This window comes from Corynebacterium ureicelerivorans (genome assembly GCF_000747315.1).
GTDB classification, from domain to species: Bacteria; Actinomycetota; Actinomycetes; order Mycobacteriales; family Mycobacteriaceae; genus Corynebacterium; species Corynebacterium mucifaciens.
Genome location: NZ_CP009215.1, coordinates 349,257 through 375,740 on the forward strand (window position 1 = coordinate 349,257; position 26,484 = coordinate 375,740).

The 26,484-nt window shown below is 67.4% G+C and carries 29 protein-coding genes; 21 read left to right on the forward strand and 8 right to left on the reverse strand.

Annotated elements, in window-relative coordinates:
* Positions 1-24: 24 nt before the first annotated feature.
* Entirely contained in the window at positions 25-879 is an 855-nt protein-coding gene (locus CUREI_RS01805; protein WP_038609765.1) for a poly(ethylene terephthalate) hydrolase family protein, read from the reverse strand.
* An 87-nt stretch (positions 880-966) separates the two neighbouring features.
* Between CUREI_RS01805 and CUREI_RS01810 the strand changes: the two genes are divergently transcribed.
* The 10 genes from CUREI_RS01810 to groL all read left to right on the forward strand — a co-directional run bounded on the left by CUREI_RS01810 (position 967) and on the right by groL (position 8,427).
* Positions 967-1,617, forward strand: a complete 651-nt coding sequence (locus CUREI_RS01810; RefSeq protein WP_038609768.1) for a membrane protein — start codon at positions 967-969, stop codon at positions 1,615-1,617.
* Between the two features lie 7 nt (positions 1,618-1,624).
* Complete coding sequence (gene alr, locus CUREI_RS01815) at positions 1,625-2,692, forward strand: alanine racemase (protein WP_038609770.1); 1,068 nt, start codon at positions 1,625-1,627, stop codon at positions 2,690-2,692.
* Entirely contained in the window at positions 2,693-3,157 is a 465-nt protein-coding gene (tsaE, locus tag CUREI_RS01820; protein ID WP_038609772.1) for a tRNA (adenosine(37)-N6)-threonylcarbamoyltransferase complex ATPase subunit type 1 TsaE, read from the forward strand.
* 10 nt (positions 3,158-3,167) lie between these two features.
* On the forward strand, positions 3,168-3,671 hold the full coding sequence (locus tag CUREI_RS01825) for a hypothetical protein (RefSeq protein WP_038609775.1): 504 nt from the start codon (positions 3,168-3,170) through the stop codon (positions 3,669-3,671).
* The gene (tsaB, locus tag CUREI_RS01830) at positions 3,671-4,303 is read left to right on the forward strand and encodes a tRNA (adenosine(37)-N6)-threonylcarbamoyltransferase complex dimerization subunit type 1 TsaB (protein WP_038609776.1); all 633 of its coding nucleotides are present in this window, start codon (positions 3,671-3,673) and stop codon (positions 4,301-4,303) included. Before CUREI_RS01825 ends, tsaB begins: the two co-directional genes overlap by 1 nt.
* A complete protein-coding gene (gene rimI / locus CUREI_RS01835; RefSeq protein WP_038609779.1) occupies positions 4,300-4,773 on the forward strand; it encodes a ribosomal protein S18-alanine N-acetyltransferase in 474 nt (157 codons plus the stop codon). The genes tsaB and rimI overlap by 4 nt, the downstream gene beginning before the upstream one ends.
* A complete protein-coding gene (gene tsaD, locus CUREI_RS01840; RefSeq protein WP_038609782.1) occupies positions 4,770-5,819 on the forward strand; it encodes a tRNA (adenosine(37)-N6)-threonylcarbamoyltransferase complex transferase subunit TsaD in 1,050 nt (349 codons plus the stop codon). Before rimI ends, tsaD begins: the two co-directional genes overlap by 4 nt.
* Before the next feature lie 65 nt (positions 5,820-5,884).
* On the forward strand, positions 5,885-6,346 hold the full coding sequence (locus CUREI_RS01845; protein ID WP_236627240.1) for a hypothetical protein: 462 nt from the start codon (positions 5,885-5,887) through the stop codon (positions 6,344-6,346).
* Between the two features lie 156 nt (positions 6,347-6,502).
* Positions 6,503-6,802 (forward strand): co-chaperone GroES, encoded by a 300-nt coding sequence (groES, locus tag CUREI_RS01850; protein WP_038609785.1) that lies wholly within the window; start codon positions 6,503-6,505, stop codon positions 6,800-6,802.
* Positions 6,803-6,819: 17 nt separating this feature from the next.
* The gene (gene groL, locus CUREI_RS01855) at positions 6,820-8,427 is read left to right on the forward strand and encodes a chaperonin GroEL (protein ID WP_038609788.1); all 1,608 of its coding nucleotides are present in this window, start codon (positions 6,820-6,822) and stop codon (positions 8,425-8,427) included.
* A 72-nt stretch (positions 8,428-8,499) separates the two neighbouring features.
* Here groL and CUREI_RS01860 read toward each other — a convergent pair whose 3' ends face one another.
* On the reverse strand, positions 8,500-8,811 hold the full coding sequence (locus CUREI_RS01860) for a WhiB family transcriptional regulator (RefSeq protein ID WP_038609791.1): 312 nt from the start codon (positions 8,809-8,811) through the stop codon (positions 8,500-8,502).
* Positions 8,812-9,081: 270 nt separating this feature from the next.
* Here CUREI_RS01860 and CUREI_RS01865 point away from each other — a divergent pair, with 270 nt between their 5' ends.
* Together CUREI_RS01865 and CUREI_RS11515 are read left to right on the forward strand one after the other, a co-directional pair.
* Positions 9,082-9,657 (forward strand): sigma-70 family RNA polymerase sigma factor, encoded by a 576-nt coding sequence (locus tag CUREI_RS01865; RefSeq protein WP_038609794.1) that lies wholly within the window; start codon positions 9,082-9,084, stop codon positions 9,655-9,657.
* Positions 9,654-10,532 carry a hypothetical protein gene (locus CUREI_RS11515; protein WP_158407441.1) on the forward strand — a complete coding sequence of 293 codons (879 nt, stop codon included), beginning with the start codon at positions 9,654-9,656 and terminating at the stop codon, positions 10,530-10,532. The genes CUREI_RS01865 and CUREI_RS11515 overlap by 4 nt, the downstream gene beginning before the upstream one ends.
* Here the strand turns inward: CUREI_RS11515 and CUREI_RS01875 are convergent.
* Positions 10,529-10,900: a DUF5319 domain-containing protein gene (locus CUREI_RS01875; RefSeq protein WP_038609796.1), complete on the reverse strand. Its 372-nt coding sequence runs from the start codon at positions 10,898-10,900 to the stop codon at positions 10,529-10,531. The two genes, CUREI_RS11515 and CUREI_RS01875, sit on opposite strands and share 4 nt — an antisense overlap.
* Positions 10,901-11,037: 137 nt before the next feature.
* On the opposite strand from CUREI_RS01875, the gene guaB reads away from it, so the two are divergent.
* Genes guaB through guaA form a run of 3 tightly spaced genes read left to right on the forward strand, consistent with a single transcriptional unit; the run spans position 11,038 to position 15,341 of the window.
* Positions 11,038-12,561, forward strand: a complete 1,524-nt coding sequence (gene guaB, locus CUREI_RS01880) for an IMP dehydrogenase (protein WP_038609799.1) — start codon at positions 11,038-11,040, stop codon at positions 12,559-12,561.
* A gap of 11 nt (positions 12,562-12,572) precedes the next feature.
* Positions 12,573-13,727: a GuaB3 family IMP dehydrogenase-related protein gene (locus tag CUREI_RS01885; protein ID WP_038609802.1), complete on the forward strand. Its 1,155-nt coding sequence runs from the start codon at positions 12,573-12,575 to the stop codon at positions 13,725-13,727.
* 60 nt (positions 13,728-13,787) lie between these two features.
* Positions 13,788-15,341, forward strand: coding sequence for a glutamine-hydrolyzing GMP synthase (guaA, locus tag CUREI_RS01890; protein WP_038609805.1), 1,554 nt, complete (start codon positions 13,788-13,790; stop codon positions 15,339-15,341).
* Between the two features lies 1 nt (position 15,342).
* Here the strand turns inward: guaA and CUREI_RS01895 are convergent, their stop codons facing one another.
* Positions 15,343-16,263 (reverse strand): PspC domain-containing protein, encoded by a 921-nt coding sequence (locus CUREI_RS01895; RefSeq protein WP_051952129.1) that lies wholly within the window; start codon positions 16,261-16,263, stop codon positions 15,343-15,345.
* A gap of 20 nt (positions 16,264-16,283) precedes the next feature.
* Positions 16,284-18,146 carry an FAD/NAD(P)-binding protein gene (locus CUREI_RS01900; protein ID WP_038609807.1) on the reverse strand — a complete coding sequence of 621 codons (1,863 nt, stop codon included), beginning with the start codon at positions 18,144-18,146 and terminating at the stop codon, positions 16,284-16,286.
* 85 nt (positions 18,147-18,231) lie between these two features.
* Between CUREI_RS01900 and CUREI_RS01905 the strand changes: the two genes are divergently transcribed.
* Genes CUREI_RS01905 through CUREI_RS01925 form a run of 5 tightly spaced genes read left to right on the forward strand, consistent with a single transcriptional unit; the run spans position 18,232 to position 24,556 of the window.
* Positions 18,232-19,914 (forward strand): TIGR04028 family ABC transporter substrate-binding protein, encoded by a 1,683-nt coding sequence (locus CUREI_RS01905; protein ID WP_084768091.1) that lies wholly within the window; start codon positions 18,232-18,234, stop codon positions 19,912-19,914.
* Positions 19,914-20,888, forward strand: coding sequence for an ABC transporter permease (locus CUREI_RS01910; protein WP_051952130.1), 975 nt, complete (start codon positions 19,914-19,916; stop codon positions 20,886-20,888). The genes CUREI_RS01905 and CUREI_RS01910 overlap by 1 nt, the downstream gene beginning before the upstream one ends.
* Entirely contained in the window at positions 20,885-21,760 is an 876-nt protein-coding gene (locus CUREI_RS01915) for an ABC transporter permease (protein WP_051952131.1), read from the forward strand. The genes CUREI_RS01910 and CUREI_RS01915 overlap by 4 nt, the downstream gene beginning before the upstream one ends.
* A complete protein-coding gene (locus CUREI_RS01920) occupies positions 21,757-23,361 on the forward strand; it encodes a dipeptide ABC transporter ATP-binding protein (RefSeq protein WP_038609813.1) in 1,605 nt (534 codons plus the stop codon). Before CUREI_RS01915 ends, CUREI_RS01920 begins: the two co-directional genes overlap by 4 nt.
* Entirely contained in the window at positions 23,354-24,556 is a 1,203-nt protein-coding gene (locus CUREI_RS01925; protein WP_038609816.1) for an alkylhydroperoxidase domain protein, read from the forward strand. The genes CUREI_RS01920 and CUREI_RS01925 overlap by 8 nt, the downstream gene beginning before the upstream one ends.
* On the opposite strand, the gene CUREI_RS01930 is transcribed toward CUREI_RS01925, so the two are convergent.
* Positions 24,553-25,041, reverse strand: a complete 489-nt coding sequence (locus CUREI_RS01930; RefSeq protein ID WP_051952132.1) for a PspC domain-containing protein — start codon at positions 25,039-25,041, stop codon at positions 24,553-24,555. The genes CUREI_RS01925 and CUREI_RS01930 overlap by 4 nt on opposite strands.
* Positions 25,042-25,140: 99 nt before the next feature.
* Complete coding sequence (locus CUREI_RS12740) at positions 25,141-25,275, reverse strand: hypothetical protein (RefSeq protein ID WP_269077728.1); 135 nt, start codon at positions 25,273-25,275, stop codon at positions 25,141-25,143.
* A gap of 47 nt (positions 25,276-25,322) precedes the next feature.
* On the opposite strand from CUREI_RS12740, the gene CUREI_RS12170 reads away from it, so the two are divergent.
* Positions 25,323-25,754 carry a hypothetical protein gene (locus tag CUREI_RS12170; RefSeq protein WP_144242385.1) on the forward strand — a complete coding sequence of 144 codons (432 nt, stop codon included), beginning with the start codon at positions 25,323-25,325 and terminating at the stop codon, positions 25,752-25,754.
* Between the two features lie 213 nt (positions 25,755-25,967).
* On the opposite strand, the gene CUREI_RS01940 is transcribed toward CUREI_RS12170, so the two are convergent.
* Positions 25,968-26,384, reverse strand: coding sequence for a hypothetical protein (locus CUREI_RS01940; protein ID WP_038609821.1), 417 nt, complete (start codon positions 26,382-26,384; stop codon positions 25,968-25,970).
* Between the last annotated feature and the right edge of the window lie 100 nt (positions 26,385-26,484).

The following is a 26,484-nucleotide window of genomic DNA, read 5'->3' on the forward strand; positions in this document are numbered from 1 at the left end:
GCGGGGTGGCACTGCCGGGAATTTCTAGAACAGGGAGAAACCGGCGTTGTCGCGAGTCAGCCCAGCCGCCGCGGCCAACTTCTCGCCGGCGAAGGACTCCACACCGGAGCCCTCGGCGTCCGGATCCGAGAAGGAGGCGTAAGACTTGTCGCCTTCAAGCTGGTGCAGCAGGTAGCCCACCAGCAGGCCGCGCACCGTCGTCTGCAGGCCGCGGTCGGACTTGCCCAGGCCCAGCACACGCTTGACCAGGTTGTCCTCGGAGAAGCTCTGCTGGTCGCCCTTCTTCGGTGCGCGGTACACCACCTCGCCTGCCCAGTTGTAGGCGAGCTTGGCGGGGTTGCCGGGGTCGAACAGCGAGTCGCCGTCTTTGCCCGGGCCGACCACCATGCCGGGGATGAACACGTTGCGCGCAGCCTCCACCGCGGACGGCGCCACGTTTGCCGGGTACACCGTCGCGACGGCCTTGACTTTCGGGTTGTCTACAGCGGCAAGCACCGCCGCGCCGCCGCCCATGCCGTGGCCGACAATTCCCAGCTTGCTGGGTGAGATGGAGATGTTGCCGTTGCCCATACGGACCCCGCCCAGGATCTGCATGGCCGTTTCTAGGTCGGCGGCCAGCCCAGGGTGGTCCGCCACGAAGCCGGTCTCGGTGTCGGGCGCGGCGACGGCAATGCCCCAGCTGGCCAGGTGGCGCAGAGTGTCCTCGTAGGCGCCGATGTCCTTGAGCCAGTCGTGGCCGAATGCGACGCCCGGCAGGTTCTTGCCTTCGGCGGGTGCGTACACCTTGCCGGGGAGCCCGGTGTAGCCCAGGTCGCCTTCCATGACGCGGTGCGGGCCGCGCTTAGACAGGTCGGAGAGTTTCTTCAGCTTCGCAGACACGCGGGCAATCTTACTGCAAACCGGCGTGGGCTAGGGTGAGTCCGGCATTGCCGGATAACCAGGACGATATCCAGGACAGGAGGACGGATGCTCGGTGCTTTGCAGCTGGCGTTCATCGATTCGGTGAATCTGCTCCTTATCGGTGTCATCGTCGCCGTCGGCATCGCCGCTCGCGCCAACTACGCCAAGACCACTGCGTTGCTCATCGCGGGCGACTGGTTCGGAGTGGCGGGCCTGGCGCTGGTGATGCTGGTGATCTTCGACGGGCTCGGCCCAGTGGTGCAGCGCTTCGTCGAAGGCCCTGTCTTTGGCATCCTGCTCATCGCCACGGGTCTTTTCACCGCACTGTTGGCCGTGCGCGGCGGCGACAATTCCGCGCTGACGCAGAAGATCATGCGCCCGCTGCACACACCCGGCGTTGCCACGGTGCTCACCGGCGTAGTGCTCGGTCTCATCCAATCCGCAACCTCCATGCCGTTCTACGGCGGCTTGGTGCTGCTGTCTGCCGCCGGGATCGACGCGCAGGTGCGCTACGCCACCATCCCCTTGTATGCCACGGTCGCGCTGTCGCTGCCCACGCTGGCGGCGTTCGCTGTCGGCTGGGTCCGCGCCAAGCCGGACAGCGCCGCCGCGCGCGGCTTTGACTGGGCACGCGCTCACCCCAGCCAGGTCACCGCTGCCGCGACGTGGGCAGTCTCCGCCCTGCTGGTCGTGCTCGGCGTGACGCACGTGGTGTAATAGCCCCGTGCTGAGAACAACCATCGACCTGGACGCCATCGCGCACAACACCCGCACGCTGCGCGCGCATACGCAGGCGGAACTGATGTGCGTGGTCAAGGCGGACGCGTACAACCACGGCGTGGAGCGCTGCGTTCCGGTGATGGAGGCCAATGGCGCGGACGCCTTCGGCGTGGCGACGTTCGCCGAGGCGCGCCGGGTGCGCGAGCTGACGTCGAAGCCGGTGCTGGCGTGGCTGTGGGATGTGTCCGAGGCGATCCCGGAGGGCATCGACGTCGGCGTGCCGTCCATCGCGCACATGCATGCGCTTATCGACGCCCCTTCGGTCCCCACCGTCTACCTCACCGTCGACACCGGCATGCACCGCTCCGGCATCGACGAGAGCAGCTGGGAGGAGGCGTTTGCCCTCGCCGCGCAGGCGGAAAAGCAGGGCGAGTTCTCCGTGGCCGGGCTGATGACGCACCTGTCGTGCGCGGACGATCCTGCTGACCCGTACACCGACCTGCAAGCCGCAGCGTTCCGGCGCGCGATCGCCCAGGCACGGCTGGCGGGCTTGGATGTGCCCCGCAACCACGCGGCAAACTCGCCGGCCACCTGGACCCGACCCGACCTGCACTTCGACATGGTCCGCCCGGGTGTAAGCCTGTACGGCCTCGAGCCTGTCGACGGGCTGGATCACGCACTGCGGCCCGCCATGGTCTGGTCCGCCCCGGTGGTGACGGTCAAGCCGATGCGCAAGGGGGAGGCCACGGGCTACTCGCGGGCGTGGGAGGCGCCGGACGACGGGTTTTCCGCCGTTATCCCGGCGGGCTACGCCGACGGCGTGCAGCGCTCGTGGGAGGGCGCGCTCGAGGTGACTATCGGCGGCCGCACATACCCGCAGGTTGGCCGGGTGTCCATGGACCAGATCGTCATCTGGCTGGGAGACAACCACGGCGGTGTCGCGCCGGGCGATGAGGCGGTGCTGTTCGGCGACGCGGCGGCGCTCGCGCGGCGCGCGGGCACCATCGGCTACGAGGTGCTCTGCGCCCCACGCGGGCGAACCGCGCGCACGTATACCGGGGAGGGGAAGTAGATGCAGGCCGATTTTCCTGCGCAGGGTGAGCGGCTTTGCCGCGATGCGGCGGAGACGCAGAAGCTCGGCGCTGAGCTGGGGGCGGTGCTCGAGGCAGGTGACCTCGTCGTCCTCGACGGCCCACTCGGCGCGGGCAAAACCACCTTCACGCAAGGCATCGCGGAAGGTATGCGTGTCAAAGGCAGGGTGACGTCGCCGACGTTCGTGATTGCGCGGCAGCATTCGTCGCAAGGCAATGGCCCGGCGCTTGTCCACGTGGACGCGTACCGGCTGGGCAGCGACCTGGGCGAACTCGACGCCCTCGACTTGGACACCGAGCTCGAGGACGCTGTCGTGGTCGCGGAGTGGGGCGGCGGCCTGGTTGAGCAGCTCGCGGACGGCTACCTTCACGTCACGCTGGACCGGCGCACCCACGCAGAGACGGATGCGCGCATTATCTCCTGGCGTGTCGTAGGAGAGATGTAGGCTTACACGCATGCTCAAGACGACTAGCCAGTCCCGTCGCTGGATCGTGCTCGCAGCCGTGCTGTGGCTCGTGGTCCTGGCCGGGATCATCTTCATCCCGCAGTCCCGCTCCGACGAGGTGGCCCAGGTGGAGCCGACGAACTCCCTGTCGCGCGCCCTGCAGGAGACCCGCCCGGGCGGCGACGTGGTCACCGCGCAGCTGGTGGACCCGTCGCGTATTTACGACGCTGATCGCTACCTCGGCTACACCACCTTGTGCCCGGGCGAGCCGCAGGAGCTTGTCGACGCGAAGCTTGAGGCGTTCGGCCTGAACTCCGATGACCTCGACCTCTCCGGCGAGTTGGGCTACCTCCTGCTCATCCCGGCTAATGAGGGCGATGAGCCCAAGGCGGATGCGGTTGAGCTGAGCAAGGTGGACATCTGCACCGTGCCGCAGTCTGAATCCTTCCCTCTCAACACGGCCATGCCGTTCCACATGCACGAAGGCCGCTGGACGCTCGGGATGGGCCAGTAATGCTCGTGCTCGCCCTCGACACGGCAACGACCGACCTGGTTGCCGGAGTCGTGGACGGGGAGCGGGTGGTTGCGGAAACGCGCGTTGCCACCCGCGCCCACAACGAGCGCCTCATGCCGGAGATCACCCGGTTGTTGGCCGAGGCGGGCGTGGAGTTCGCGGATGTGGGCGCGATTGTCGTCGGGTGCGGACCCGGCCCGTTTACCGGCTTGCGCGTCGGCATGTCCACCGCATCGGCATTGGGCCAGGCGCTGGGCATTCCCGTCCACGGCGTGTGCACCCACGATGCCGTCGCCGCCGAGCTTGAAGGCGACGCCCTTGTGGTCACCGACGCGCGGCGCCGCGAGGTGTACTGGGCCCGCTACGCCGACGGTGAGCGCGTCGCCGGCCCGGATGTGTGCAAACCCGCCGACCTCGCATCGCCCGCCGTCGACGTGATCAGCGTGCCGGAGGCGCTGGCGGGGCAGCTGCCTATCGACGCACCTTCGGTCACCTACCAACCCCCCGCCCCCGCCGGCCTGGTGGCGGTGGCCAACTTGGATGCCGACCCGGAGCCGCTCGTGCCGCTGTACCTGCGCCGCCCGGACGCGGTGCCACCGAAGCAAGCGCCAAAGTCGCCGGCGCTGCCATGACGGCCTTCCGCGAGCTCGTGGTGGGGGACGCACCGGCCGTGGCCGCCCTGGAGGCTGAGGTGTTCGCGGGCGACAACCCGTGGTCTGAGGCGGCCTACCGCGTTGAGATCGGCGTGCCCCACACGTTCTATATCGGCGCCTTCGACGGCGACGAGTTGGCGGGCTACGCGGGGCTGGCCATGCTCGGCCCGCGCGACGACCCGGAGTTTGAGATCCACACCATTGGTGTCGACGCCTCCCGGCGGGGCGAAGGCATCGGTCGGGCGCTCATGGAGCACATGCTGCACACGGTCGACCTCCTCGACGGGCCGTGCTTCTTGGAAGTGCGCGTGGACAACGCGGCCGCAATCGCGCTCTATGAGAGCTGTGGGTTTTTCACCGCGGGCGTGCGCAAGAACTACTATCAGGCCTCCGGCACGGACGCGTTCACAATGACGCGGCCGAGGAAAAGCGAAAGGCGAGACGAATGATCGTTCTGGGCATTGAGTCCTCATGCGACGAAACGGGCGTGGGCATCGTTGACTTGCACGACGACGGCACGATGGACATCCTTGCCGACGTGGTCGCGTCCTCCATGGAGCAGCACGCGCGCTTCGGTGGGGTCGTCCCGGAAATCGCGTCCCGCGCTCACCTGGAGGCCATGCCGCAGGTGATGGAGAAGGCGCTGGCGGACGCGGGCATTGCCAAGCCGGACGCGGTGGCCGCCACGGTCGGCCCAGGCCTGGCCGGAGCCCTGCTGGTGGGCGCGTCCGCCGCCAAGGCGTACGCGGCAGCATGGGGTGTGCCGTTTTACGGGGTGAACCACCTCGGCGGGCACGTCGCTGTGGCGAACCTGGACGGCGAGCCGCTGCCGCACGCCATTGCGCTGCTGGTCTCCGGCGGCCACACGCAACTGCTGGAAGTCGAGGCCGTGGGCAGGCCGATGCGGGAGCTGGGCACCACGCTTGACGACGCAGCAGGGGAGGCCTACGACAAAGTCGCCCGGCTGCTGGGGCTGGGGTACCCAGGCGGGCCGGTCGTAGACAAGCTGGCGGCTGCGGGCGACCCACAAGCGGTAGCCTTTCCCCGTGCGCTGTCGCGGGCGGAGGATCTGCGCGGCGAGCACCGCTACAACTTCTCCTTCTCCGGCCTGAAGACGGCCGTGGCGCGGCACGTGGAAGCGGCCGAGCGCGACGGGCGGGTCATCTCCGTCGAGGACGTGTGCGCATCCTTCCAGGAAGCGGTGTGCGACGTGTTGACCGCGAAGGCTGTCATGGCGTGCGAGGACACCGGCGCGCGCACGCTACTACTTGGCGGCGGCGTGGCGGCGAACCGCAGGCTGCGCGAGCTGGCGCAGCAGCGCTGCGACGCCGCCGGCATCGAGCTGCGTGTGCCACGGTTCAGCCTGTGCACGGACAATGGCGTGATGATCGCGGCGCTGGCGGCGCAGTTGATCCACGAGGGTGGGCAACCGTCGGGCCTCGGGGTGGGCACCGACACCGGCCTTGAGGTCGAGGTTCCGCTCGTGCACGCTTAACCGGCGCAACCCGCTCGTTGGGGATACGCTGGGCACTTGCAAGCCACCCAACGAAAGGAACCGCCGTGACCGCTGGCACCACCGAGCAGATCAACCAGGACCAGGCAGACCGCGAGCGTTTCGGTTTCCTGGTCAACCCGGATCTGACCTACCGTCGCATCGTCTTCGACGACGACACCGCGCGCGAGACGCTCGGCGGCATGGCCGGCGAGGTCGTGGACGTCGCTTTCGATCAGGACGGCAACCGCTTCCACGCCATCTTCCGCCCCGATGCGGTGCAACACGGCGCGGAGCCGAACCCGGTGGCCTCGCTGGCTCGAAACACCGCCGAGACCGACAACCCCGAGTTCCTCACTGACCCCACCCGCGCGATCTCCGGCCCGGTGATCTTCACCGCGCGCGACGGCGCGAGCGTGGACGAGCGCACCATCGACAAGGTGCTCCAGGCAATTCGTGCGGTGGAGAACTACCGCGACGACAACGCGGAGGAGTTCGAGCTCTGGCGCAACGCGGTGAAGAACCGCTAGAGCTGCCTGCGCGCCTGTCCTGTGGTTGTTGGCTGGCACTCTCGGGGGTAGAGTGCCAAAGCAGGTTGTGTGAAGCACAGTTGTTCACCCGCGACGACGGCTGCGCCTCTTCAGACCTGAACTGTTGAATCATTCACCAATGAAAGGTTGCTGATCATGGCAAACGTCAACATCAAGCCGCTGGAGGACAAGGTCCTCGTCCAGATCGCCGAAGCTGAGACCACCACCGCGTCCGGCCTGGTTATCCCGGATTCCGCTGCGGAAAAGCCGCAGGAAGCCGTCGTCATCGCCGTCGGCCCGGGCCGCCTGGACGACAACGGCAACCGCGTCGCCGTGGACGTGAAGGAGGGCGACACCGTCGTCTTCTCCAAGTACGGCGGCACCGAGCTGAAGTACGGCGGCGAGGAGTACCTGCTCCTGTCCGCACGTGACCTGCTCGCCGTCGTCGAGAAGTAAGCCGGAAGTTACACGCTATGGCAAAACTCATCGCATTTGATCAGGAAGCTCGCGAGGGCATCCAGCGCGGCGTGGACACGCTCGCCGACGCGGTGAAGGTCACCCTTGGTCCCCGCGGCCGCAACGTCGTGCTGTCGAAGTCCTGGGGCGGCCCGACCGTCACCAACGACGGCGTGACCATCGCACGCGACATCGACCTCGAGGATCCGTTTGAGAACCTCGGCGCGCAGCTGGTGAAGTCCGTCGCCGTGAAGACGAACGACATCGCCGGCGACGGCACCACCACCGCAACGCTGCTGGCCCAGGCGCTCGTCGCCGAGGGCCTGCGCAACGTCGCTGCTGGCGCGAACCCGATCGAGCTGAACAAGGGCATCAAGGCGGCGGCCGACAAGGTCGTCGACGAGCTCAAGGCCCGCGCGACCGACGTGCAGTCCTCCGCCGAGATCGCCAACGTGGCCACCGTGTCCTCGCGCGACCCGGAGGTCGGCGAGATGGTCGCAGGCGCTATGGACAAGGTGGGCAAGGACGGTGTGCTCACCGTCGAGGAGTCTCAGTCCATCGACTCGTACGTGGACCTCACCGAGGGCATCTCCTTTGACAAGGGCTTCCTCTCCCCGTACCTCATGACGGACCCGGACGCCGGCCAGGCCGTGCTGGAAAACGCCCGCGTGCTGCTGGTGCGCGGCAAGATTTCGTCCCTGCCGGACTTCCTGCCGCTGCTGGAGCAGGCCGCGTCCGAGTCCGTGCCGCTGTTCGTGGTGGCCGAGGATATCGAGGGCGAAGCGCTGCAGGCGCTAGTGGTCAACTCCATCCGCAAGATCCTCAAGGTCGTCGCCGTGAAGTCGCCGTACTTCGGCGAGCGCCGCAAGGCGTTTATGGACGACCTGGCGGTGGTCACCGCAGCGACCGTGATCGACCCTGAGGTTGGCATCAACCTCAAGGACGCCACGCTGGAGCAGCTCGGCTCCGCCCGCCGTGTGACGGTGACCAAGGACGACACCGTCATCGTCGACGGCGCCGGCACCGCCGAGGCCGTGGAGGACCGCCGCAACCAGATCCGCCGCGAGATCGAGTCCACCGACTCGACCTGGGACAAGGAGAAGGCGGAAGAGCGTCTGGCCAAGCTCTCCGGCGGCGTGGCCGTGCTGCGCGTCGGCGCAGCCACCGAGACGGAGCAAAACGAGCGCAAGCTGCGCGTCGAGGACGCCATCAACGCTGCCCGCGCCGCGGCCGAAGAGGGCATCATCGCCGGCGGCGGTTCCGCACTCGTGCAGATTGCCAAGGAGCTCGAGGCGTTTGCCGAGGGCTTCGAGGGCGAGCAGAAGACCGGTGTGCTGGCCGTGGCCCGCGCCCTGTCCAAGCCGGCCTACTGGATCGCCGACAACGCAGGCCTCGACGGTGCTGTGGTGGTGTCCAAGGTGGCTGAGCTGGGCAACGGCGAGGGCTTCAACGCCGCCACGCTCGAGTACGGCAACCTCGTCGAGCAGGGCATCATCGACCCGGTGAAGGTCACCCACAACGCGGTGGTCAACGCCGCTTCGGTGGCCCGCATGGTGCTCACCACGGAGGCATCTGTGGTGACCAAGCCCGCAGAGGAAGACGAGCACGAGGGCCACGCGCACTAGGGTGGCGCGGCCGAAGGTTCGTCGATAAGCAACAAGCCCCAGCATGCGTGCTGGGGCTTGTTTCGTGCGCGGTTACTTCGCGGAAGCGGCCGCGACCTCCATCTTGCCGGCGGCGCCCCGCAGCACTGCGGAGCGCTCGGACTCGCTCATGCCGCCCCAGATGCCGTACGGCTCGGCGACGCGCAGGGCGTGCTCGCGGCACTGGCTCAGCACCGGGCACTCAAAGCAGATGGCCTTGGCGCGGTTCTCGCGCTGCGTGCGCGCCCGGCCGCGCTCCCCGTCGGGGTGGTAGAAAATCTCGGACGCCTCCCCCCGGCACTTGCTGTGTAGCTGCCAATCCCAGAAATCGGCGTTTGGTCCGGGAAGCTGGTGCGGCAAAGACATATTCTGCAATGCTCCTTTGGAAAGTACCTTTGACGGGGAACCGCACATGAGTGTGGACTGCCTGGGTTAACGCGCGGTGTCGTCGCGGTTACCACCGGTTGTACCGTGCCCGGGGGAGCTGAAAATAAACGTGTCTAACTGCGGAAACGTCGCTGGTTACGTGCAGATGAATTCCTGGCAAAAGATCGGTAGCGCGACGGAACCGCCTGTGATGTTTATGATGGACGGGTTACGCGCAACTGGAAGCGCACCCGCAGGAAGGAGAGGCGTGTGGCCGCAGGCGACGAGGATGTCGAGCTCGCTGACCTGGTCCCCGGCGCTGTCGCAGGCGACAGGCGGGCGCTGCAGCGCATCATCTCCATCATTCACCCGCGCGTGCTGCGCTACGCCAGGGCACGCATCGGGGGCGGTCGTACCCCCACCCCCGAGGACGTAGCGCAGGAAATTTGCCTGGCGGTGGCGACGAGCATCGACCGCTACACGGACACCGGCAAGCCGTTCATGGCTTACGTCTACGGGATCGCGTTTAACAAGGTCGCGGACGCTCACCGCTCGCTGGCGCGGGACAAACTCAGCCCGGTGGAGGAGGTGCCGGACACGGAAGTGGCTGCGACGACGCCGGAAGACGCCGCGCTCGTCGCCGCCGGCAGTAACGCTGTCCGCGCATTGCTCGATTCACTCAACGAAAAGGCCCGCGACATCGTGGTTCTGCGGGTGTTTGTGGGCCTGTCCGCGGAGGAAACAGCGGAAGTGGTGGGCAGTACGCCTGGTGCGGTGCGCGTGGCCCAACACCGTGCGCTGGCCACACTGCGCAAACAACTGGAAGGACGGCAGGCGGAGCTATGACACCACGCAACGGGTCTACCGAACCTGGCATGGACGAGTTCGCGTCCAGCGACGCGTTTATTGAAGCGCTGTCGCGTGGCGACGATCCTTCGGGCGGCGCCGACCCCCTCGCAGCAGCCCTCCTCGAGCTCAAGGCGGATATCGACCGGCCGCTGCCGCCGGCACCGCAGCTGGACGCCGGGCAGTCGCTGGCAGGTAAAGTCGCCTCCCTGGTGGCCGCGCGCGACGCGAAACACAAGCGCCAGCTCAGCCCCTGGCTGGCCGGATTGATGGGCGCGGCTGCGGCAACCGCGATCTTCGTCGGCACCGGGACGACCCCGTTTGACCAGGGTGTGCAGGATGACCCCACGGTGGTGGAGTTGGCTACCACCCTCGACGAGCTCGAAGTGGCCAGCCAGCGCGGCGACGAGGCGGCGACCCGCGACCTGCTGGAGCAGGCACGCGGTTTGGTGGCGTCCATGAAAGACCGCCAGCACCGCGCGGGTAAGGGCGATGACTCTGAGGCGGTGACGACGGTGACGACGGTGACCAGCACAGTCACCACGACGAGCTCCCAGGCGCCCGATGAGCCCACTCCGGCGCAGCAGCCCACGCAGGCGCCGCAAACTCCGGCACGGCCGACGCAGCCTGAGCAACCCGAGCAGCCAGCGCAAACGGGGCAGTCTGGTCAGCCTGCTCAGTGGCCGTCGACGCAGCCGGGCGGGACTTCGGCCACCGGTTCGCCGACGCCGGGTTCAGGCGTGACTTCCGCTCCTGCGGGCGAGGCCGGCACCGGGAGCAATACTCCGGCAGCCATGGTGCAGCATCCCGTGCAGCCGGCTCCGACCGGGGGCGAAGCGGCGCCGGAGGCGCTCCGGAATACGAGCAGCTCTTAGCGCCCCTCGAGACCGTCGAGGTAGCCCATGGCGTAGTCCCAGGGCACGTACGCCTCGACGTTTGGGTTGGCGCTGGGCTCGTGCACCGGGGGTAGCTGATTGTTCAGTGAGGCGATCATGTTTTGTTCCATGATCTCCCAGTCGTAGTAGTGCACCTGGTCGCAGTCTTCGCACAGGAAGGACACGCCGAGGATGCCGCGGGGCTTCAACATGCGCTGCGCATCTCTCACGTGCGAAAGGTCTTGGATCACCGCGACTCGCTCCTCGGGCGACAGCGGCTCGGCGTGCTCCTCGTCGTCGATGAAGGATGCCGGGTCGTTGGGGTCGTCCGCGAACGGGTCCAATGGCATCATGTCGTCGTAGTTCACCCATGTAAGCCTATACGGTGTGGCAAACCGCCCAGGTGCCTCGGCCACGGTCCCGTTGAACTGGGCGGAAAAGGCGGCGCTTGCGGCGCGTTATATCATGGCGGAAAACATCCGCGCGGGAGAGGAGACTGTAGGCGATGGCTATTGAGCGTGTATGGACTGGTGGGGACGATCCGGACAAGGTAGCCCTGCGTGGCCTGACCTTCGACGACGTGCTGCTGCTGCCGGCGGAATCCCACATCGTTCCGTCCGAGGTGAGCACGGCCTCCCAGTTCACCCGAAACATCCGCCTGGGCATGCCCATCGCCTCCGCCGCCATGGACACCGTCACCGAGTCGCGCATGGCGATTGCGATGGCGCGCCAGGGTGGCATCGGCGTGGTGCACCGCAACCTCAGCGCACAGGACCAGGCGGAGCACGTGGACATTGTGAAGCGCTCCGAGTCCGGCATGGTGTCCAACCCGGTCACCGCCACCCCGGAGATGACCCTGGAGGAAGTGGACACCCTGTGCGCCCGCTTCCACATCTCGGGTCTGCCCGTAGTAGATGATGCTGGCCGCTTGGTGGGCATCATCACCAACCGCGACATGCGTTTCGAGGCAGACTTCCAGCGCAAGGTGGCAGAGGTGATGACGCCGATGCCGCTGGTGGTGGCACCGGAGGGCGTCGATAAGCAGGAAGCGCTCGCGTTGCTGTCCTCGAACAAGGTGGAAAAGCTGCCCATCGTGGCCAACGACGGCACCCTCGCCGGGCTGATCACCGTGAAGGACTTTGTGAAGAGCGAGCAGTACCCGAACGCGTCCAAGGACGCGGACGGCCGTTTGCTTGTCGCTGCCGGCGTGGGCACCGGCGAGGACTCGTTCGACCGCGCGGGCCTGCTCGTAGAGGCCGGCGTCGACGCGCTCGTGGTGGATTCCGCGCACGCGCACAACAACCGGGTGCTGGAAATGGTCTCCCGTGTGAAGAAGGAGTTCGGGGATCGCGTCGACGTCATCGGCGGCAACCTGGCTACCCGCAGCGCCGCGCAGGCCATGATCGACGCCGGTGCGGACGCCATCAAGGTGGGTATCGGCCCGGGCTCTATCTGCACCACCCGCGTGGTGGCGGGTGTGGGCGCGCCCCAGATCACGGCGATCCTCGAGGCATCCGTGCCTGCCAAGGCAGCGGGCGTGCCCGTCATCGCGGACGGCGGCATGCAGTTCTCCGGCGACGTGGCCAAGGCGCTGGCCGCTGGCGCGTCGACGGTGATGCTCGGCTCGATGCTCGCCGGCACCGCGGAGGCCCCGGGCGAGATCGTCGTGGTGGGCGGCAAGCAATACAAGCGCTACCGCGGCATGGGCTCCATGGGCGCCATGCAGGGCCGCGGCCTGACGGGCGAAAAGCGGTCCTTCTCCAAGGACCGCTACTTCCAGGCTGACGTGACCAGCGAGGATAAGCTGGTTCCGGAGGGCATCGAGGGACGCGTGCCGTTCCGCGGCGAGCTGGACTCCATCACCCACCAGATCGTCGGTGGCCTGCGCGCGGCGATGGGCTACACGGGCGCAGCCTCCATCGAGGAGCTGCAGACGAAGCAGTTCGTCCAGATCACCGCCGCCGGCTTGCGCGAGTCGCACCCGCACGACATCACGCAGACCGTCGAGGCGCCGAACTACCGCCAGTAGGGGATAGGTACATGCGCGACTACGTGGAAATCGGCCTCGGGCGGGAAGCCCGCAGGGCGTACGACCTCGACGACATCTCGATCGTGCCCAAGCGCCGCACTCGCTCATCGAAGGACGTGGACACCAGCTGGCATATCGACGCCTACACCTTTGACATCCCGCTGGTTTCCCACCCGACCGACGCCCTGGCCAGCCCCGAGTTTGTCATCGAAATGGGCAAGCAGGGCGGTCTCGGCGTGATCGACGCCGAGGGGCTCTGGGGCCGCCACGCGGACCTGGAAGTCGCGGTGAAAAGGGTCGTGGAATCCTGCGAGGACGCCTGGGGCATTGACTCGGAGGAGAAGTACCAGGAGTACATCGACTCGGGCGAGCGTTCGGTGCGCACCCTGCAGGAGCTCCACGCCGCGGAACTGGACCGGGATTTGCTCGCTGAGCGGATCGCCCAGGTGCGCGACTCCGGCGTGACCGTGGCTGTGCGCGTGAGCCCGCAGAACGCGCGCGAACTGGCACCAGTGGTCATCGCCGCAGGTGCCGAGATTGTGTTCATCCAGGGCTCCATCATCTCCGCTGAGCACGTGCAGCAGGGCGGCGAGCCGCTGAACCTGAAGGAGTTTGTCGGCTCGCTCGACGTGCCGGTCATCGCGGGCGGCGTGTTTGACTACTCCACGGCAACCCATCTCATGCGCTCCGGTGTGGCCGGTGTGATTGTGGGCTCGGGCCACGCCAACACCGTTGTGAACGTCCCCATGGCCACGGCGATTGCAGACGTTGCGGCCGCGCGCCGCGACTACCTTGACGAAACCGGTGGGCGCTACGTGCACGTGCTGGCGGACACCGCCCTGTGGGAGCCCGGCGCCATCGCCCTCGCCATCGCGTGCGGGGCGGATGCGGTCATGCTCGGTCGCAACCTGGCGCAGGCGTCGGAAGCTGCGGCGAACGGGGTGTACTGGGAGGCGCAGGCCGCGCACCCGCGCTTCCCGCGCGGCGGCGTGAGCAAAGATGCCGTCTCGGGCAGGGTGGAACCGCTGGAGAAGGTGCTGTTCGGCCCCTCGAGCGACCCCCTGGGCGGCCTCAATGTCGTCGGGGGCTTGAAGCGGATCATGGCGAAGTGCGGCTACACCGACGTCAAGGCCTTTCAGAAGGCCGACCTGGTCATCCGTAGCTGAAGCGACGGCCCCGGGCACACGCAGTTGGGTCTGGGCGCCGATCGACTAGGATCAGGGCTTGTGAATACTCCGCAAGCCCGCCCAGTCCTTGTCCTTGATTTCGGCGCGCAGTACGCGCAGCTGATCGCCCGCCGCGTGCGCGAGGCGAACGTGTTCTCCGAGGTGGTGCCGTCCACCATCACCGCAGCTGAGGTGCGCGAGAAGGACCCGCAGGCGCTGATTCTCTCCGGTGGCCCGTCGTCGGTGTACGAGGAGGGCGCGCCCCAGCTGGACCAAGAGATCTTCGAGCTGGGCCTGCCGATCTTCGGCATCTGCTACGGCTTCCAGATCATGACCCGCGCGCTCGGCGGCGAGGTAGCCAAAACCGGCACGCGCGAGTACGGCCGCACGCAAATGCGTATCGACGGTGGCATTCTGCACGCCGGCCTTTCCGAGGAGCACCCGGTCTGGATGTCCCACGGCGACTCGGTCACCCGCGCCCCGGAGGGCTTCGAGGTCACCGCGTCCACCCCGGGCGCACCGGTTGCGGCATTCGAGGACGCCTCCCGCAAGCTCGCCGGCGTGCAGTACCACCCGGAGGTCATGCACTCGCCCCACGGCCAGGAGGTGCTCACCCGCTTCCTTACCGAGATCGCAGGCCTGGAGCAGAACTGGACCGCCTCTAACATCGCCGAGCAGCTCATCGCGGATGTGCGCGAGCAGGTCGGCGACGGCCGCGCGATCTGTGGCCTGTCCGGCGGCGTGGACTCCGCCGTGGCGGCGGCGCTGGTGCAGCGCGCCATCGGCGACCGGCTCACCTGCGTGTTCGTGGACCACGGCCTGCTGCGCCAGGGTGAGCGCGAGCAGGTGGAGACGGACTTCGTCGCGGCTACCGGCGCGAAGCTGGTCACCGTCGACGAGCGCGAGGCGTTTTTGAACAAGCTGGCCGGCGTGACCGAGCCGGAGGCGAAGCGCAAGGCCATCGGCGCGGAGTTTATCCGCTCCTTCGAGCGCGCGGTCGCAGGCGTGCTGGAGGGCCAGCAGGTCGACTACCTGGTCCAGGGCACCCTCTACCCGGACGTGGTGGAGTCCGGCGGCGGCACCGGCACCGCCAACATCAAGAGCCACCACAACGTTGGCGGCCTGCCAGACGACGTTGAGTTCAAGCTTGTCGAGCCGCTGCGCCTGCTGTTCAAGGACGAGGTCCGCGCCGTCGGCCGCGAGCTGGGCCTGCCCGAGGTGATTGTGAACCGCCAGCCGTTCCCGGGGCCGGGCCTGGGCATCCGCATCATCGGCGAGGTGACCGCGGAGCGCCTGGAGACGCTGCGCGCCGCCGACGCCATCGCGCGCGAGGAGCTCACCCGCGCTGGCCTGGACGAGCAGATCTGGCAGTGCCCGGTCGTGCTGCTCGCCGACGTGCGCTCGGTGGGCGTGCAGGGCGACGGACGCACGTACGGCCACCCGATCGTGCTGCGCCCGGTCGCTTCTGAGGACGCCATGACCGCGGACTGGGTGCGCATCCCCTACGAGACGCTCGAGGTGATCTCCACCCGCATCACCAACGAGGTGGCCGACGTCAACCGCGTGGTGCTGGACGTGACCTCCAAGCCGCCGGCCACCATCGAGTGGGAGTAAGTCACTCCCCGTAGTACGCGGACACGGACCCGATACGCTGTGTCACGTTGATCGTGAGTAGCGCGCTGTCCTTGTCCGCGTTTTGCGTTTCTTCGGGGCAGACGGTCTCGCCGATGGTGACCTCGCAGTTGACGTCGACCGGGATGTTGGTCGGCAGGATGACGTCGGTGCGGCCGATGTTGTTCGCGATGTCGACCGTTTTCGGTTCACTCAGCGGCTCGAGTTCGGTGAGGTCGAGGTAAGACTCGCCGATGAAGCCGCTGGTCCCCATTTGGTCTGGCAGTTTGTCTACGTCGTGCACGGTGATGTTCGCGCTGCCGAATCTGCTGTAGTTGCCATGCCGCACCTCGCTGACAACCCCCAGCACGAAGATCGTTGCCGCAGTCAGCACGACCGTGACGGGGATCCACAGCCACAGCGGGCGCATCGTGGCCGGTGCTAAATGAGTTTGCTCAGGCTGGAACCATCGGTCGGAGCCGGGGGCCAGTTCCGCGGGCGGCTCCGGCTGGCGCTGGTGGGCGAGGTACCAGCCAGCCGCGAAGAGCACGAATGTCACCAGCACCGCGCGCAGGTCGCCTTTGGAGGCGATCGGGAAGAAGAGGAACAGTCCCAGCAGCAGGAGCCAGCCGGTGTCGCGGTCTTTCTTTTCTGCCTTGGTCAGCTGCTTTTTCGGGGTGATGATCGTGGCCCACGGGCTGCGTGTGAGCCCGAAGCGGGGCATGTTGATCCAGCACAGCAGGTAGAGGAAGACACCGCCGCCGAAGGCGAGCGACAGCACGACGAACAGGACGCGGATGAACGTCGGGTCGATTTGGTAGCGGGCACCGATGCCTTCGCAGACACCACCGATGACGGCTTCGCCGCCCTGGTCCTTCGGCAGGCGTGTTGGTCGAGTGCCCCACATCTGCGAAAACGTGCTCATGGGGCCGGCATTGTACGTATTTAGAGCACGCCCGCCTGGGTGAGCAGCGAACGTGCCGTCTTGTCCGTCTCCTGCAGCATCAGCGGGTCGGTGCCAGGCATGGGGGAGATGGTGGTGTCCGCCCACTGCTTGCCGGTGGGGATGCCCACGATGTGCAGGCGTGTATCCAGCTCGCCGTCGGGGTGGACCGTGCGGCGGGTGTGATCGTCGGTCTCCGGGGAGGCGGAGCCATGAAACGGGCGCACGCGGCCGGTATCGCGCAGCGACGCGGTCAGCGCATCCGGGGAGGTGCGGATGTCGGGGCCGGGCAGGAACGCGTCGGCAAGCGCGGCGGCGTGCACCGTGCGACCGTGGCTGGTGGCCGTGTACCTGCCGTCGGTGGCCTCCACTACGGGGTCGGGGCCGAGGAAGGTGATTAGGCCGGCGTCGAACAGTGCGAGGAGCTCGCGGGTGCGGAACAGTGGCGGGCCGGAGCCGACCATCTGGCCGAACGCCATGTACTGCGACAGCGCGGCCTCGCGGGGGCCGCGTCCGTTTTGCGTGGCGATCGCGCTGGGCTTGCGTCCGGCGGAGATGGCCCACAGGCCGGCCTTGAGCGGGGAGTCCCAGGCGCGCACGGCTTCGGCGATGTCGACTTCCATGCCTCCGGCAATGCGGCGGTTTAGCTCCTCCAGGTCCAGCTTTTCGGTGCCGGCGAGGGGGTCGACCCACGCGGCCATGTCGAACGGTTCGGTGCTCATGCCGTCGAGAGCGGCGGTCAGCGCGTTCGCGACCGGCAGGATGTCGTCAGGGGATGCGGCGGCAGAAAAGTCGGTGGCGTCGATGGCCGTGAGGATGGCGTCGAGAGGCACCTTGAGCGCTCCGGGACGCACACGCGCGAGGGTGCGGTAGTACTCGGCGTAGGAGTCGCGGGCAAGCGTCGGCCACAGGTCGCGGCCGAACGACACCGGCGCAGCGGACGCCTCGATGGCGGCGCGCAACCGGGAAAGGTCCGCCTTTGGGGGCAGGGAGTGGTACTCGGACTTGGGTAGGTACGGGTAGCCGCGGCCGGAAGTGACCACGAAGTGCGGCTCCCGCCCGGTGGCCTCGTAGCGCAGGCCGGAGCGGGCGGAGGCGTCCTCGACGAAGCGGCCGCCACGGTTGATGGTGGTCAGTGCCATGAGGTCGAAAAAGCCCATGCCCATGCCTCGCACGAGCACGCGCTCGCCGGCGCCCAGGCGGGAGGCGTCTTGTTCCACGGGGTTGCCCGGCGGGATGTAGGTCAGGCCCGAGTCGGCGAATGCCTGCTGCGCTGGCGTGGGGGCGGGCAGGACCCAGCCGGAGGCAATGACGGTGGCGTCGGCGTGGACCACGGAGCCGTCGGCAAGTGTGATGGCGTCCTGGACTCCCTCGGCTGCGAAGGAAACCGCGCGGGAGTGGTGCTCCACTACCTCCGCGCCCGCCGGCAGCTGCGCGAGCGCCACCTTCCACACCCAGCGCAGGTACTCGCCGTACAGTGCCCGGGACGGGTTGGATTCGGGGCGCGTCGCGCGCAGTTCTTCGGTGAACTGGTCGGGGAGGGGGGCACCGTACGCGTCGATAAGCGGGTGGCTGCGCTCGCCGCGCAGGGCCCGGACCCATTCGTACATGGTGGGGCCTTCGAACACGGGGGCGCCGACGGTCGCGCCGGGCTCGGTGAATAGTGTGACCGCGCCGGCGAGGGTGTTCATGCAGAGCGTGCGGGTTTGCTCGGTCTCCCAAACGCGGCCTGCGCCGAGCTGGGCGTCGTCGATGATGTGGAGCGTCACGGACCCGCCGCCGCGTTCTTTGAGGTACGCGGCGATGCGCTCGGTGATGGAGGTCCCCCGCGGTCCTGCTCCGATGATTGCGATGGATGCTCCCACAGTGCTCTACCTCCACGATGTGTGCGGGTGTAATGGTCGTAAGTAGACCGTTCAGTCTATTTCCTCAGAACCAGCTTGTCTAACAATGGTAAGGTGCTGTGCACAACTGAGGAAAGAGGACAAAAACGTGCCTAGAACAAAGGTAGCTGCGCCGCTGACACTCGGCGTAGCGGCCATCCTGCTCGCCGGATGCGCCGCCGGGCTGGACAGTGCGGACAGTGCGGACACCAACGTGCTGACGTACCTGGAGTCCAACTGGTTTAACAGCCTCTACCCGCCGGCGGCCGGTTTTTACCCCAACGGCGGCGTGGTCAACCAGATCACGGACCGTTTGCTCTACCAGAACCCGGAGACGCTGGAACTGGAGCCCTGGATTGCCACAGAGCTGCCGGAAATCAACGAGGACGCAACCGTGTTCACGTTCAACATCCGCACCGATGTGACGTACTCCGACGGCACGCCCATGACGGCGCAGAACATCGTGGATAACTTCGACCTCTACGGCTTGGGGGACAAGGAGCGGCTACTCAACGTCTCGGAGCAGATCTCCAACTACGAGCGCGGCGAGGTGGTGGACGAGGATACGGTCCGGTTCTACTTCTCCGCGCCCTCGCCCGGCTTCGCGCAGGCGACATCCACGTACAACGCGGGCCTGCTCGCAGATTCGTCGCTCAAATTGCGCAACGAGGACTTCGGCCCCGGCGGCGCGGACAACGTCATCGGTTCCGGCCCGTTCGTGGTGGAGAGCGAGACGCTGGGCACCGACCTCGTGCTCGCGGCGCGCGACGACTACGACTGGGCGCCGCCGTCGCTGGACCACCAGGGCCGCGCGCGACTGGACGGCATCCACTACACCTTGGCGGCGGAAGAGGCGGTGCGCTCCGGCGCACTGCTCTCCGGCCAGGCGGATATCGCGCGCACCATTTCCCCGCCGGTGGAGCGGCACCTGAAAGACGAGGGCGTGCAGGTGGTCGCCGCCACCGCGAACGGCATGGCCAACCAGCTCGCGCTGCGCTTCGACCACCCGCTGCTGCAGGACATCCGCGTGCGCCAGGCCATCATCCACGGCGTCAACCGCGAGGAGATCATCCGCATCCTGCTGTCGGATTCCTACCCGCTGGCCACCTCGTCCATGACCTCTAAGGCCCTGGGGTACGCCGAGCAGCCGGGCGCGTACACCTACGACCCGCAAGCCTCGCGCGAGCTTCTCGACGCCGCCGGCTGGATCCCCGGGCCCGACAGCATCCGCGTCAAGGACGGCCAACGCCTGAGTGTGTGGGTCAACCACGCGCTGCCGCAGCCGCGCTCCAAGGAGATTGTCACGATGATGCAGTCGGACCTGCGCGAGCTGGGCATCGAGCTGAACATGGTGGCCGGCGACCGCGCCACGCAAAACGCCGCGCAAAAGGACATCAACCGCGTGCAGCTCATGCACTCCATGGTGGGGCGCGCGGACTACGACGTGATCGAGTCGTTCCTGGCCGTGGACCGCCGCGACTCGTTGCTGAACAACGCGGGCGACGGCCAGCCGATCGACGCGGAGCTGGAGGAGCTTTTGCACAAGGTCGTCTCCACCCCGGACGACGCGGGGCGCGCCGCCGCGTCCAAGGCGGTGCAGGACCACCTGACGGCAAACGCTTACGTGCTGCCGCTGTTCGAGGAGCCTCAGGTGTACGCCCTCGCGCCGCACGTGCAGGGCTTCGCCACCGAAGCGGTGGCCCGCCCGAGCTTCTACTCGGTGTACATCGACCGCGAGGAGGACAACTGATGGGCAAATTCGTGCTCAAACGCATCGGGCAGGCGCTCGTCGTCCTGCTGCTGGCCTACACGCTGGCCTTTTTCCTGCTGTCCGCGCTGCCTTCCGACGGCGTCGCCGCCCGCTACGCGGACCCGGCCCTGGGCCTGTCCCAGGCGGAGATCGAGCAGATCCGCGAGCAAATAGGCGTGGATAAACCGCTGTTCGAGCAGTACTTCGCCACCCTCGGCGGGTTGTTCACCGGCGACCTCGGTTATTCGGTGGCCTCCGGCACGCCGGTGGTTGACCTGATCACCGAGGCCGCGCCGCACACGCTCGCGCTCGCCGCGGCGTCCATCGGGCTTGCCATCGTGGTTGCGCTGGCCACCGCGTACGCGGCCACGCTGCCCGGCACCGGCGCGCTGCGCAGCGTCGTTCGCTCCCTGCCGTCGTTTATGGTCTCGCTGCCTGGGTTCTGGATTGCCATCCTGCTGCTGCAGTTCTTCTCCTTCCGCCTCGGCTGGGTCAGCGTGGTTGACCCGACCCCGCTGGAAGGGCTGATTCTGCCCACGCTCACACTGGCTGTGCCCATGGCGGCACCACTCATGCAGGTGCTCATCCGCTCCATCGACGAGGTCCGCGCCCAGCCCTTCGTCCAGGTCGTCCGCGCCCGCGGGGCCAGCGAGGCACGCATCTTCTGGCGCGACGTGCTGCGCAACTCCCTGCTGCCGGCGATCACCATGGCGGGCCTGCTCTTCGGCGAGCTGGTCGGTGGCGCTGTGGTCACCGAGACCGTCTTCGGCCGCGCCGGGCTGGGCTCGCTCACCGTCAACGCCGTGTCCAGCCGCGACACCCCGGTGCTGCTTGGCGTGGTGCTCATCGCCGCCACCGCCTACGTGGTGATCAACCTGATCGTCGACCTGCTCTACCCGGTGCTGGACGTGCGCCTGCGCGACGCCGGGAACGCCACCGGCACCGCAACTACCGCGAAGGAGGCTGTCCGATGACTACCGCCAACCTGGCACGCGGCCAGCGCGCCCAACAGAAGGAGCACGGCCCGCGCCGGCACCGAAAGCACCGGCGCTGGAGCTCGCCCGCGACGGTCGTGTCAATCGTCGTGCTGGCAATCGCCGCACTGTGGGCTATCGCCCCCAGCGTGTTCGCGCCCGAGGATCCGTACACGGGCGTAGACGTCGCCCTGCTCGCCCCGAGCGGCGAGCACGTCTTCGGCACCGACGCGGTGGGCCGCGACCTGTTCTCCCGCGTCGTCTACGGCGCGCGCCAGTCGCTGCTTGGCGCGCTGATCGCCGTCGCCGTCGGCCTTGTGCTGGGCACCCTGATCGGTCTGGTCGCCGGCACGCAGCGTGGCTGGGTGGACACCGTGCTGATGCGCCTGGTGGACGTGCTGCTGGCCATTCCCGGCATTTTGCTGTCGCTGTCCATCATCATCGTCACCGGCTTCGGCTCGCTGCAGGCGGCGTTTGCCGTCGGTATGACGTCCGTGGCCACGTTTGCACGCCTCGCCCGTTCGCAGGTGATCCAAATCGCCGGCGCGGACTACGTTGAGGCAGCGTACGGCTCCGGCGCCACCCAGGCCCAGGTGCTGCTGCGCCACGTGCTGCCCAATTCGCTCACCCCGGTGCTGGCGCTGGCAGCCCTGCAGTTCGGCACCGCCATTTTGCAGCTATCCATCCTGGGCTTCCTCGGCTATGGTGCGCCGCCGCCGATTCCGGAATGGGGCCTGCTCATCGCGGAAGGCCGCGACTACATGGCCACCGCCTGGTGGCTGATCCTGCTGCCCGGCCTGGCCATCGTGGCCACCGTGATGTCCGCCAACCACCTGTCCCAGGTAATCCAACAGGAAGGTGATGTGAAGTGAGTACGCCCCTGCTTGAGGTCGACGGACTCACCGTCGCGTACGGCGACGCGGACCCGGTGGTGCGCGACATCTCGTTTGCTGTGGAGGCAGGCAAGATGACCGCCATCGTGGGCGAGTCCGGCTCCGGCAAAACCACCTCCGCCATGGCTGCGCTGGATCTGCTGGGCGCCGGCGGCACGGTGCTGGGCGGCAGCATCCGGTTCAAGGGCCGGGAGCTGAGCAACCTGACCGGCGCCGAGTGGCGCAAGCTGCGCGGCAGGAAAATTGGGTTGGTGCCCCAAGACCCGAACAACTCGCTCAACCCGCTGAAGACCATCGGTGCGTCGGTGGAGGACGGGTTGGAGATTCACGGGATGGGGGATGCGGCTAAGCGGCGTCGGCAAGCAATCGCCCTGCTTGAGCGCGTGGGCATCGACGACCCGGAGCGCCGCTACCGCCAGTACCCGCACGAACTGTCCGGCGGCATGAAGCAGCGCGTGCTCATCGCGGCTGCGGTGGCGCTCGAGCCCGAGTTGCTCATCGCCGACGAACCGACCTCCGCCCTCGACGTGACCGTGCAGAAGACCATCCTGGACTTGCTGGACGAGATGCGCGCAGAGCTGGGTTTGGGCGTCATCTTCATCACCCACGACCTCGCCGTGGCGGGCGACCGCGCCGATGATGTGGTGATCATGGAGCACGGCCACGTGGTCGAGCACGGGCCCGTGAACGCGGTGCTGCGCAAGCCCCAGCAGGAGTACTCCAAGCGGCTGCTGGCCAACGTGCCATCGCTCGCGGTTGCGGACGCCTATCGACGCCCTCCGGTCGCCCCCGACACCCTGCTCACCGTCGATGGGGTGGCCGTGCGCTACGGCGACTTCACCGCCGTGGAGGACATCTCTTTCGACGTCGCCCGAGGGTCCACGCACGCCCTCGTGGGGAGCTCCGGCTCCGGCAAGACCACCACCGGCCGCGCGATCGCCATGTTCAACCGCCCGAGCGCTGGCAGCATCACGCTTGAGGGCACAGAGCTGACCGGCCTGTCGGCGAGGCAGCAGCGCGCGCTTCGCGGGCGGGTGCAGATGGTGTACCAGAACCCGTACTCCTCGCTGGACCCGAAGATGCGCGTCGGCGAGATTGTGGCGGAGCCGCTGCGCAACCTCGCGGGCGCGTCGAGGCGGGAGTCGCTGGAGCGCGCCGACGAGTACCTGGCGCGTGTGGCGCTGGACCCGGCGCAGTTCGCTTCCCGCACCCCGGCACAGCTCTCGGGCGGGCAGCGTCAGCGTGTTGCCATCGCGCGTGCGCTTATCGTGGAGCCGGAGCTGGTGGTGCTGGACGAGGCCGTGTCTGCGCTGGACGTGACCGTGCAGGCGCAGATCCTGGAGCTACTGGAGGACTTGCAGCGCGAGCTGGGTCTGACCTACGTGTTCATTTCCCACGACCTCGCGGTGGTGCGCCAGATCTCGGATACGGTGAGCGTGTTCAGCCGCGGCCGCCAGGTGGAATACGGGGCGACCAACGAGGTGTTTGCACACCCGAAGCACGAGGTCACCCGCGAGCTCATCAGCGCGATCCCCGGCACCGTCTTCCGCGCCCGACAGTTAGGAGAGTTTGTTGTCTAACCACACTGACATTATTGACACCCTGGCCGAGACCCCGGTGGAGCTTGTCGAGCTGCGCCGCCGCCGTCCCGAGGCGGTGGAGAACGCCCAGCGCAGCTTCGAGGCGTTGTTCGAGCCGACGGACGACGCGCTGATCCGGGCACTGCCGGTTGCCACCCGCTACGCCGTCGCCGCGTTCATCGCCGGCGTTTCCGGTGCGACCCGCGCCGCGGCGTTTTACACCGACCTGCTTGCGGACGAAGACGAGTCGCTCGTTGCCGTGGTGGAGGAGGCCGTGCGTGCAGGCGTGTCTACCGGCCCGTACGCCGGCGGGGACTTCGTGCTGTTCGGGGAAGGTGCTTTGGCGGCGGCGTTCGACTTCGCGCACCTGCTCACCTTCCACCCGAAGGACGCCTCGCCCGCAGCGATCGGGCACCTGCAGGAGGCGGGCTACAACGAAAACGCGATCGTCTCGCTCGGCCAGCTGATTGCCTTTGTGGCGTTCCAGCTGCGTGTCGTGCACGGCGTGCGTGTGCTGGCGGGGAGCGGTGAGATACCGGAGGGCGTCGAGAAGCGAGCCGGCGTTGCGGAGCCGGGCTGGGCGCCCGCAGCCGCGACCCTGCAACCGGAGGTGGTGGCGCCGGGAAAGTTCGTGGCGCACCCGCTGGGATGGAAGCCGTGGGTGGCGCCGCTTGAGAAGGGCGAGCTGACCGACGCGCACATGGACGCCCTGATCAAGCCCGAGCGTGCCGACATGGAGTACTTCCGCCTGCTCGCGCGCGACCCGCAGGCGCTTAAAGCACGCACGCTGACGGATCTGGATATTTTCTATAACACCGCAGGCGGCCTGGGCCGCGCCGAGCGCGAGCTCGCCGCCACCGTGGCGTCGCGCCTGAACGGCTGCGAGTACTGCGCCTCCGTGCACCAGGGCCGGTCCAAGGAGGAGGGCGGCGACGCGGCGGCCATTGACCGGCTCCTTGACGAAGGCGTCACCGCCGACCTTAACTCCGAGCTGTGGAACGCCATCCGCGATGCCGCTGTGGCGCTCACCCGCACGCCGTTCGAGTTTGGCACGCCACACGTGGACGCACTGCGGGCCGCCGGGTTGGACGATCTGGCGGTGCTGGATGTGGTGAACTCGTCCGCGTTTTTCAACTGGGCGAACCGGCTCATGCTCACCCTCGGCGAGCCGGACGTGCCGAAGCGCTACCGCTAGTTGCGCCAGACTAGGGCGTCGTTGCTGTTGGGGCCTGCCGGCGGCTCCGGCTGGCGCGCGTAGGTGAAGAACCAGACGAAGAAGAACGCGGCGAAGCTGATCAGCGTGCCGCGCAGGTCCGCCGCCTGGCCGAGCGCGGGCAGGAAGATAATCAGGCCGACGAGCAACCACCAGCCGGGCTTCCGCTCTTCGATCTCGCGCGGGCTGAGCTCGGACTTCGGGGTGACAATCGCCTTGGCCGGAGTGATGGTCATGCCCACGCGCGGCATGACAAACCAGCACAGCAGGTAGGCGAAGATGCCGCCGCCGAAGACGAGGCTGAGGATGACAAACGCGATACGCACGGCCACAGGATCTACCTTGTAGCGCTGGCCGAAGCCGACGCATACCCCGGCGATGACGGCGCGTCCGCCCGCGTCCTTCGGGATGCGGTGCGGGCGGGTGTCCCACATGTGCTTGAGCGATGTCGATGAATTTTGAGCCATGGGTGCCATTATCCGCGTGCTCGTCACGCCTTGCAGCCGGCGTTTCGGGGCGGCGGCGCGGGTGCGTTCCGCCGCTGCTAAGGGACCATTCGAGTAGCCCTACGCGTACGCGAGGCGCCGCGACCCGTCCACGTGCGGGTGCAGCACCCAGGCCACCGCGGCCGCCACCACACCCGCAACCCACGCGCCCACCGCAGGCCAGTGGGCGAGCGGGGCGGACGGCACTCCGGTCATGCCCTTGTCCTCCGGGTGCTCTCCGGCGGGACTGTTAAAGTCACAACATGCGGTTAAGCGAAATCCTTCTTGGTGCCATTGCTCTGTCGCTAACCGTTGCTGGATGTAGCGACCATGAGGATGCTTCTCAAGAAGCAGATGGGAGCAATAGCCCTCTGGAGAATTTCGAATCCCGTTCGCCAGACTCTCCTATACTCGGAAATGTTTCCGACACAGGTGAGTGCGATCCGCAAATTCTGCGCATGGATAAGGAACGAAATACGCCGCACATTGTGTACGAAGGACAACCTGGTGATGTCTTGACGATTAGGTACATGAGCGGAGAAAAGGTCTTACAGGAAGATAGTGTCGAGCTATCCAATACCACTACCAGCGTGCAGACCGGTGCAAGTATTTATAACGGGGACCTAGATCACGTCCAGATTGATGCGCACGGGCGGGTGGGGACACCGGGTGAGTGCCGTATCGTAGTGAAGTAATTTCTACGTGCGGCTAAGTTCTTGGGCTCTCGAAAAGAGGATTGGACGGCTTAGGCAAAAAATGCCTAAGCCGTCCAATTCTATGAGGGCTGGCTGCTAGCAAATACGCCATGCGGGACTGGCGTGGGCGCGTGTCCCACATGTGCTTGAGCGATGTCGAAGAGTTTTGAGCTATGGGCGCCATTTTCTGCGGTGCCAGCGAGTCGCGCAGCCCTACGCGTACGCGAGGCGCCGCGACCCGTCCACGTGCGGGTCCAGCACCCAGGCCACTGCGGCCGCCACCACACCCGCAACCCACGCGCCTACAGCAGGCCAGTGGGCGAGCGGCGCGAGCATGAGCAGCAGCCACCACAGCATCAGTGGGAGCACCATGCTTATCGACGGCACCCTGGCCACGCCCTTGTCCTCCGCGAACGCGCGGAGCTCTTTGCGGTACGGGTGCAGCAGCGTGGCGGCGACGGCGACAACAACGCACAGGACCGCCACAACCGCCTTGACACTCAGCGGGGCTTGCGACACCATCACGCCGATAGACCCGCCAACGCCGATCGAGCCCAGCGCCCGCACGACAGGCGGGGTGGGGATCGGGGTGACGCGGTCGCGAACCTCTGCTGCGGTGATCGGGATCATGCCGGGAAGTGTATCGGGCAAGCGATCGGCTAGGTTCGAGCACCCTGCGGCGCGCCAACTGTACGAAAACATGTTCGACCAGTAGCGTTGCCCGTGTCGG

Bases quoted from the DNA above. Each gene is read 5' to 3' on its own strand.
- CUREI_RS11515 (WP_158407441.1), top strand. From the start codon at position 9,654: ATGACACCACGCAACGGGTCTACCGAACCTGGCATGGACGAGTTCGCG.
- CUREI_RS01860 (WP_038609791.1), bottom strand. From the start codon at position 8,811: ATGTCTTTGCCGCACCAGCTTCCCGGACCAAACGCCGATTTCTGGGAT.
- CUREI_RS01825 (WP_038609775.1), top strand. From the start codon at position 3,168: ATGCTCAAGACGACTAGCCAGTCCCGTCGCTGGATCGTGCTCGCAGCC.
- CUREI_RS01810 (WP_038609768.1), top strand. From the start codon at position 967: ATGCTCGGTGCTTTGCAGCTGGCGTTCATCGATTCGGTGAATCTGCTC.
- groL (WP_038609788.1), top strand. From the start codon at position 6,820: ATGGCAAAACTCATCGCATTTGATCAGGAAGCTCGCGAGGGCATCCAG.
- CUREI_RS12740 (WP_269077728.1), bottom strand. From the start codon at position 25,275: ATGACCGGAGTGCCGTCCGCCCCGCTCGCCCACTGGCCTGCGGTGGGC.
- tsaB (WP_038609776.1), top strand. From the start codon at position 3,671: ATGCTCGTGCTCGCCCTCGACACGGCAACGACCGACCTGGTTGCCGGA.
- CUREI_RS01930 (WP_051952132.1), bottom strand. From the start codon at position 25,041: ATGGCTCAAAATTCATCGACATCGCTCAAGCACATGTGGGACACCCGC.
- tsaD (WP_038609782.1), top strand. From the start codon at position 4,770: ATGATCGTTCTGGGCATTGAGTCCTCATGCGACGAAACGGGCGTGGGC.
- CUREI_RS01895 (WP_051952129.1), bottom strand. From the start codon at position 16,263: ATGAGCACGTTTTCGCAGATGTGGGGCACTCGACCAACACGCCTGCCG.
- CUREI_RS01940 (WP_038609821.1), bottom strand. From the start codon at position 26,384: ATGATCCCGATCACCGCAGCAGAGGTTCGCGACCGCGTCACCCCGATC.
- CUREI_RS01915 (WP_051952131.1), top strand. From the start codon at position 20,885: ATGACTACCGCCAACCTGGCACGCGGCCAGCGCGCCCAACAGAAGGAG.
- CUREI_RS01910 (WP_051952130.1), top strand. From the start codon at position 19,914: ATGGGCAAATTCGTGCTCAAACGCATCGGGCAGGCGCTCGTCGTCCTG.
- tsaE (WP_038609772.1), top strand. From the start codon at position 2,693: ATGCAGGCCGATTTTCCTGCGCAGGGTGAGCGGCTTTGCCGCGATGCG.
- CUREI_RS01905 (WP_084768091.1), top strand. From the start codon at position 18,232: ATGGTAAGGTGCTGTGCACAACTGAGGAAAGAGGACAAAAACGTGCCT.
- CUREI_RS01885 (WP_038609802.1), top strand. From the start codon at position 12,573: ATGCGCGACTACGTGGAAATCGGCCTCGGGCGGGAAGCCCGCAGGGCG.
- CUREI_RS12170 (WP_144242385.1), top strand. From the start codon at position 25,323: ATGCGGTTAAGCGAAATCCTTCTTGGTGCCATTGCTCTGTCGCTAACC.
- groES (WP_038609785.1), top strand. From the start codon at position 6,503: ATGGCAAACGTCAACATCAAGCCGCTGGAGGACAAGGTCCTCGTCCAG.
- rimI (WP_038609779.1), top strand. From the start codon at position 4,300: ATGACGGCCTTCCGCGAGCTCGTGGTGGGGGACGCACCGGCCGTGGCC.
- guaB (WP_038609799.1), top strand. From the start codon at position 11,038: ATGGCTATTGAGCGTGTATGGACTGGTGGGGACGATCCGGACAAGGTA.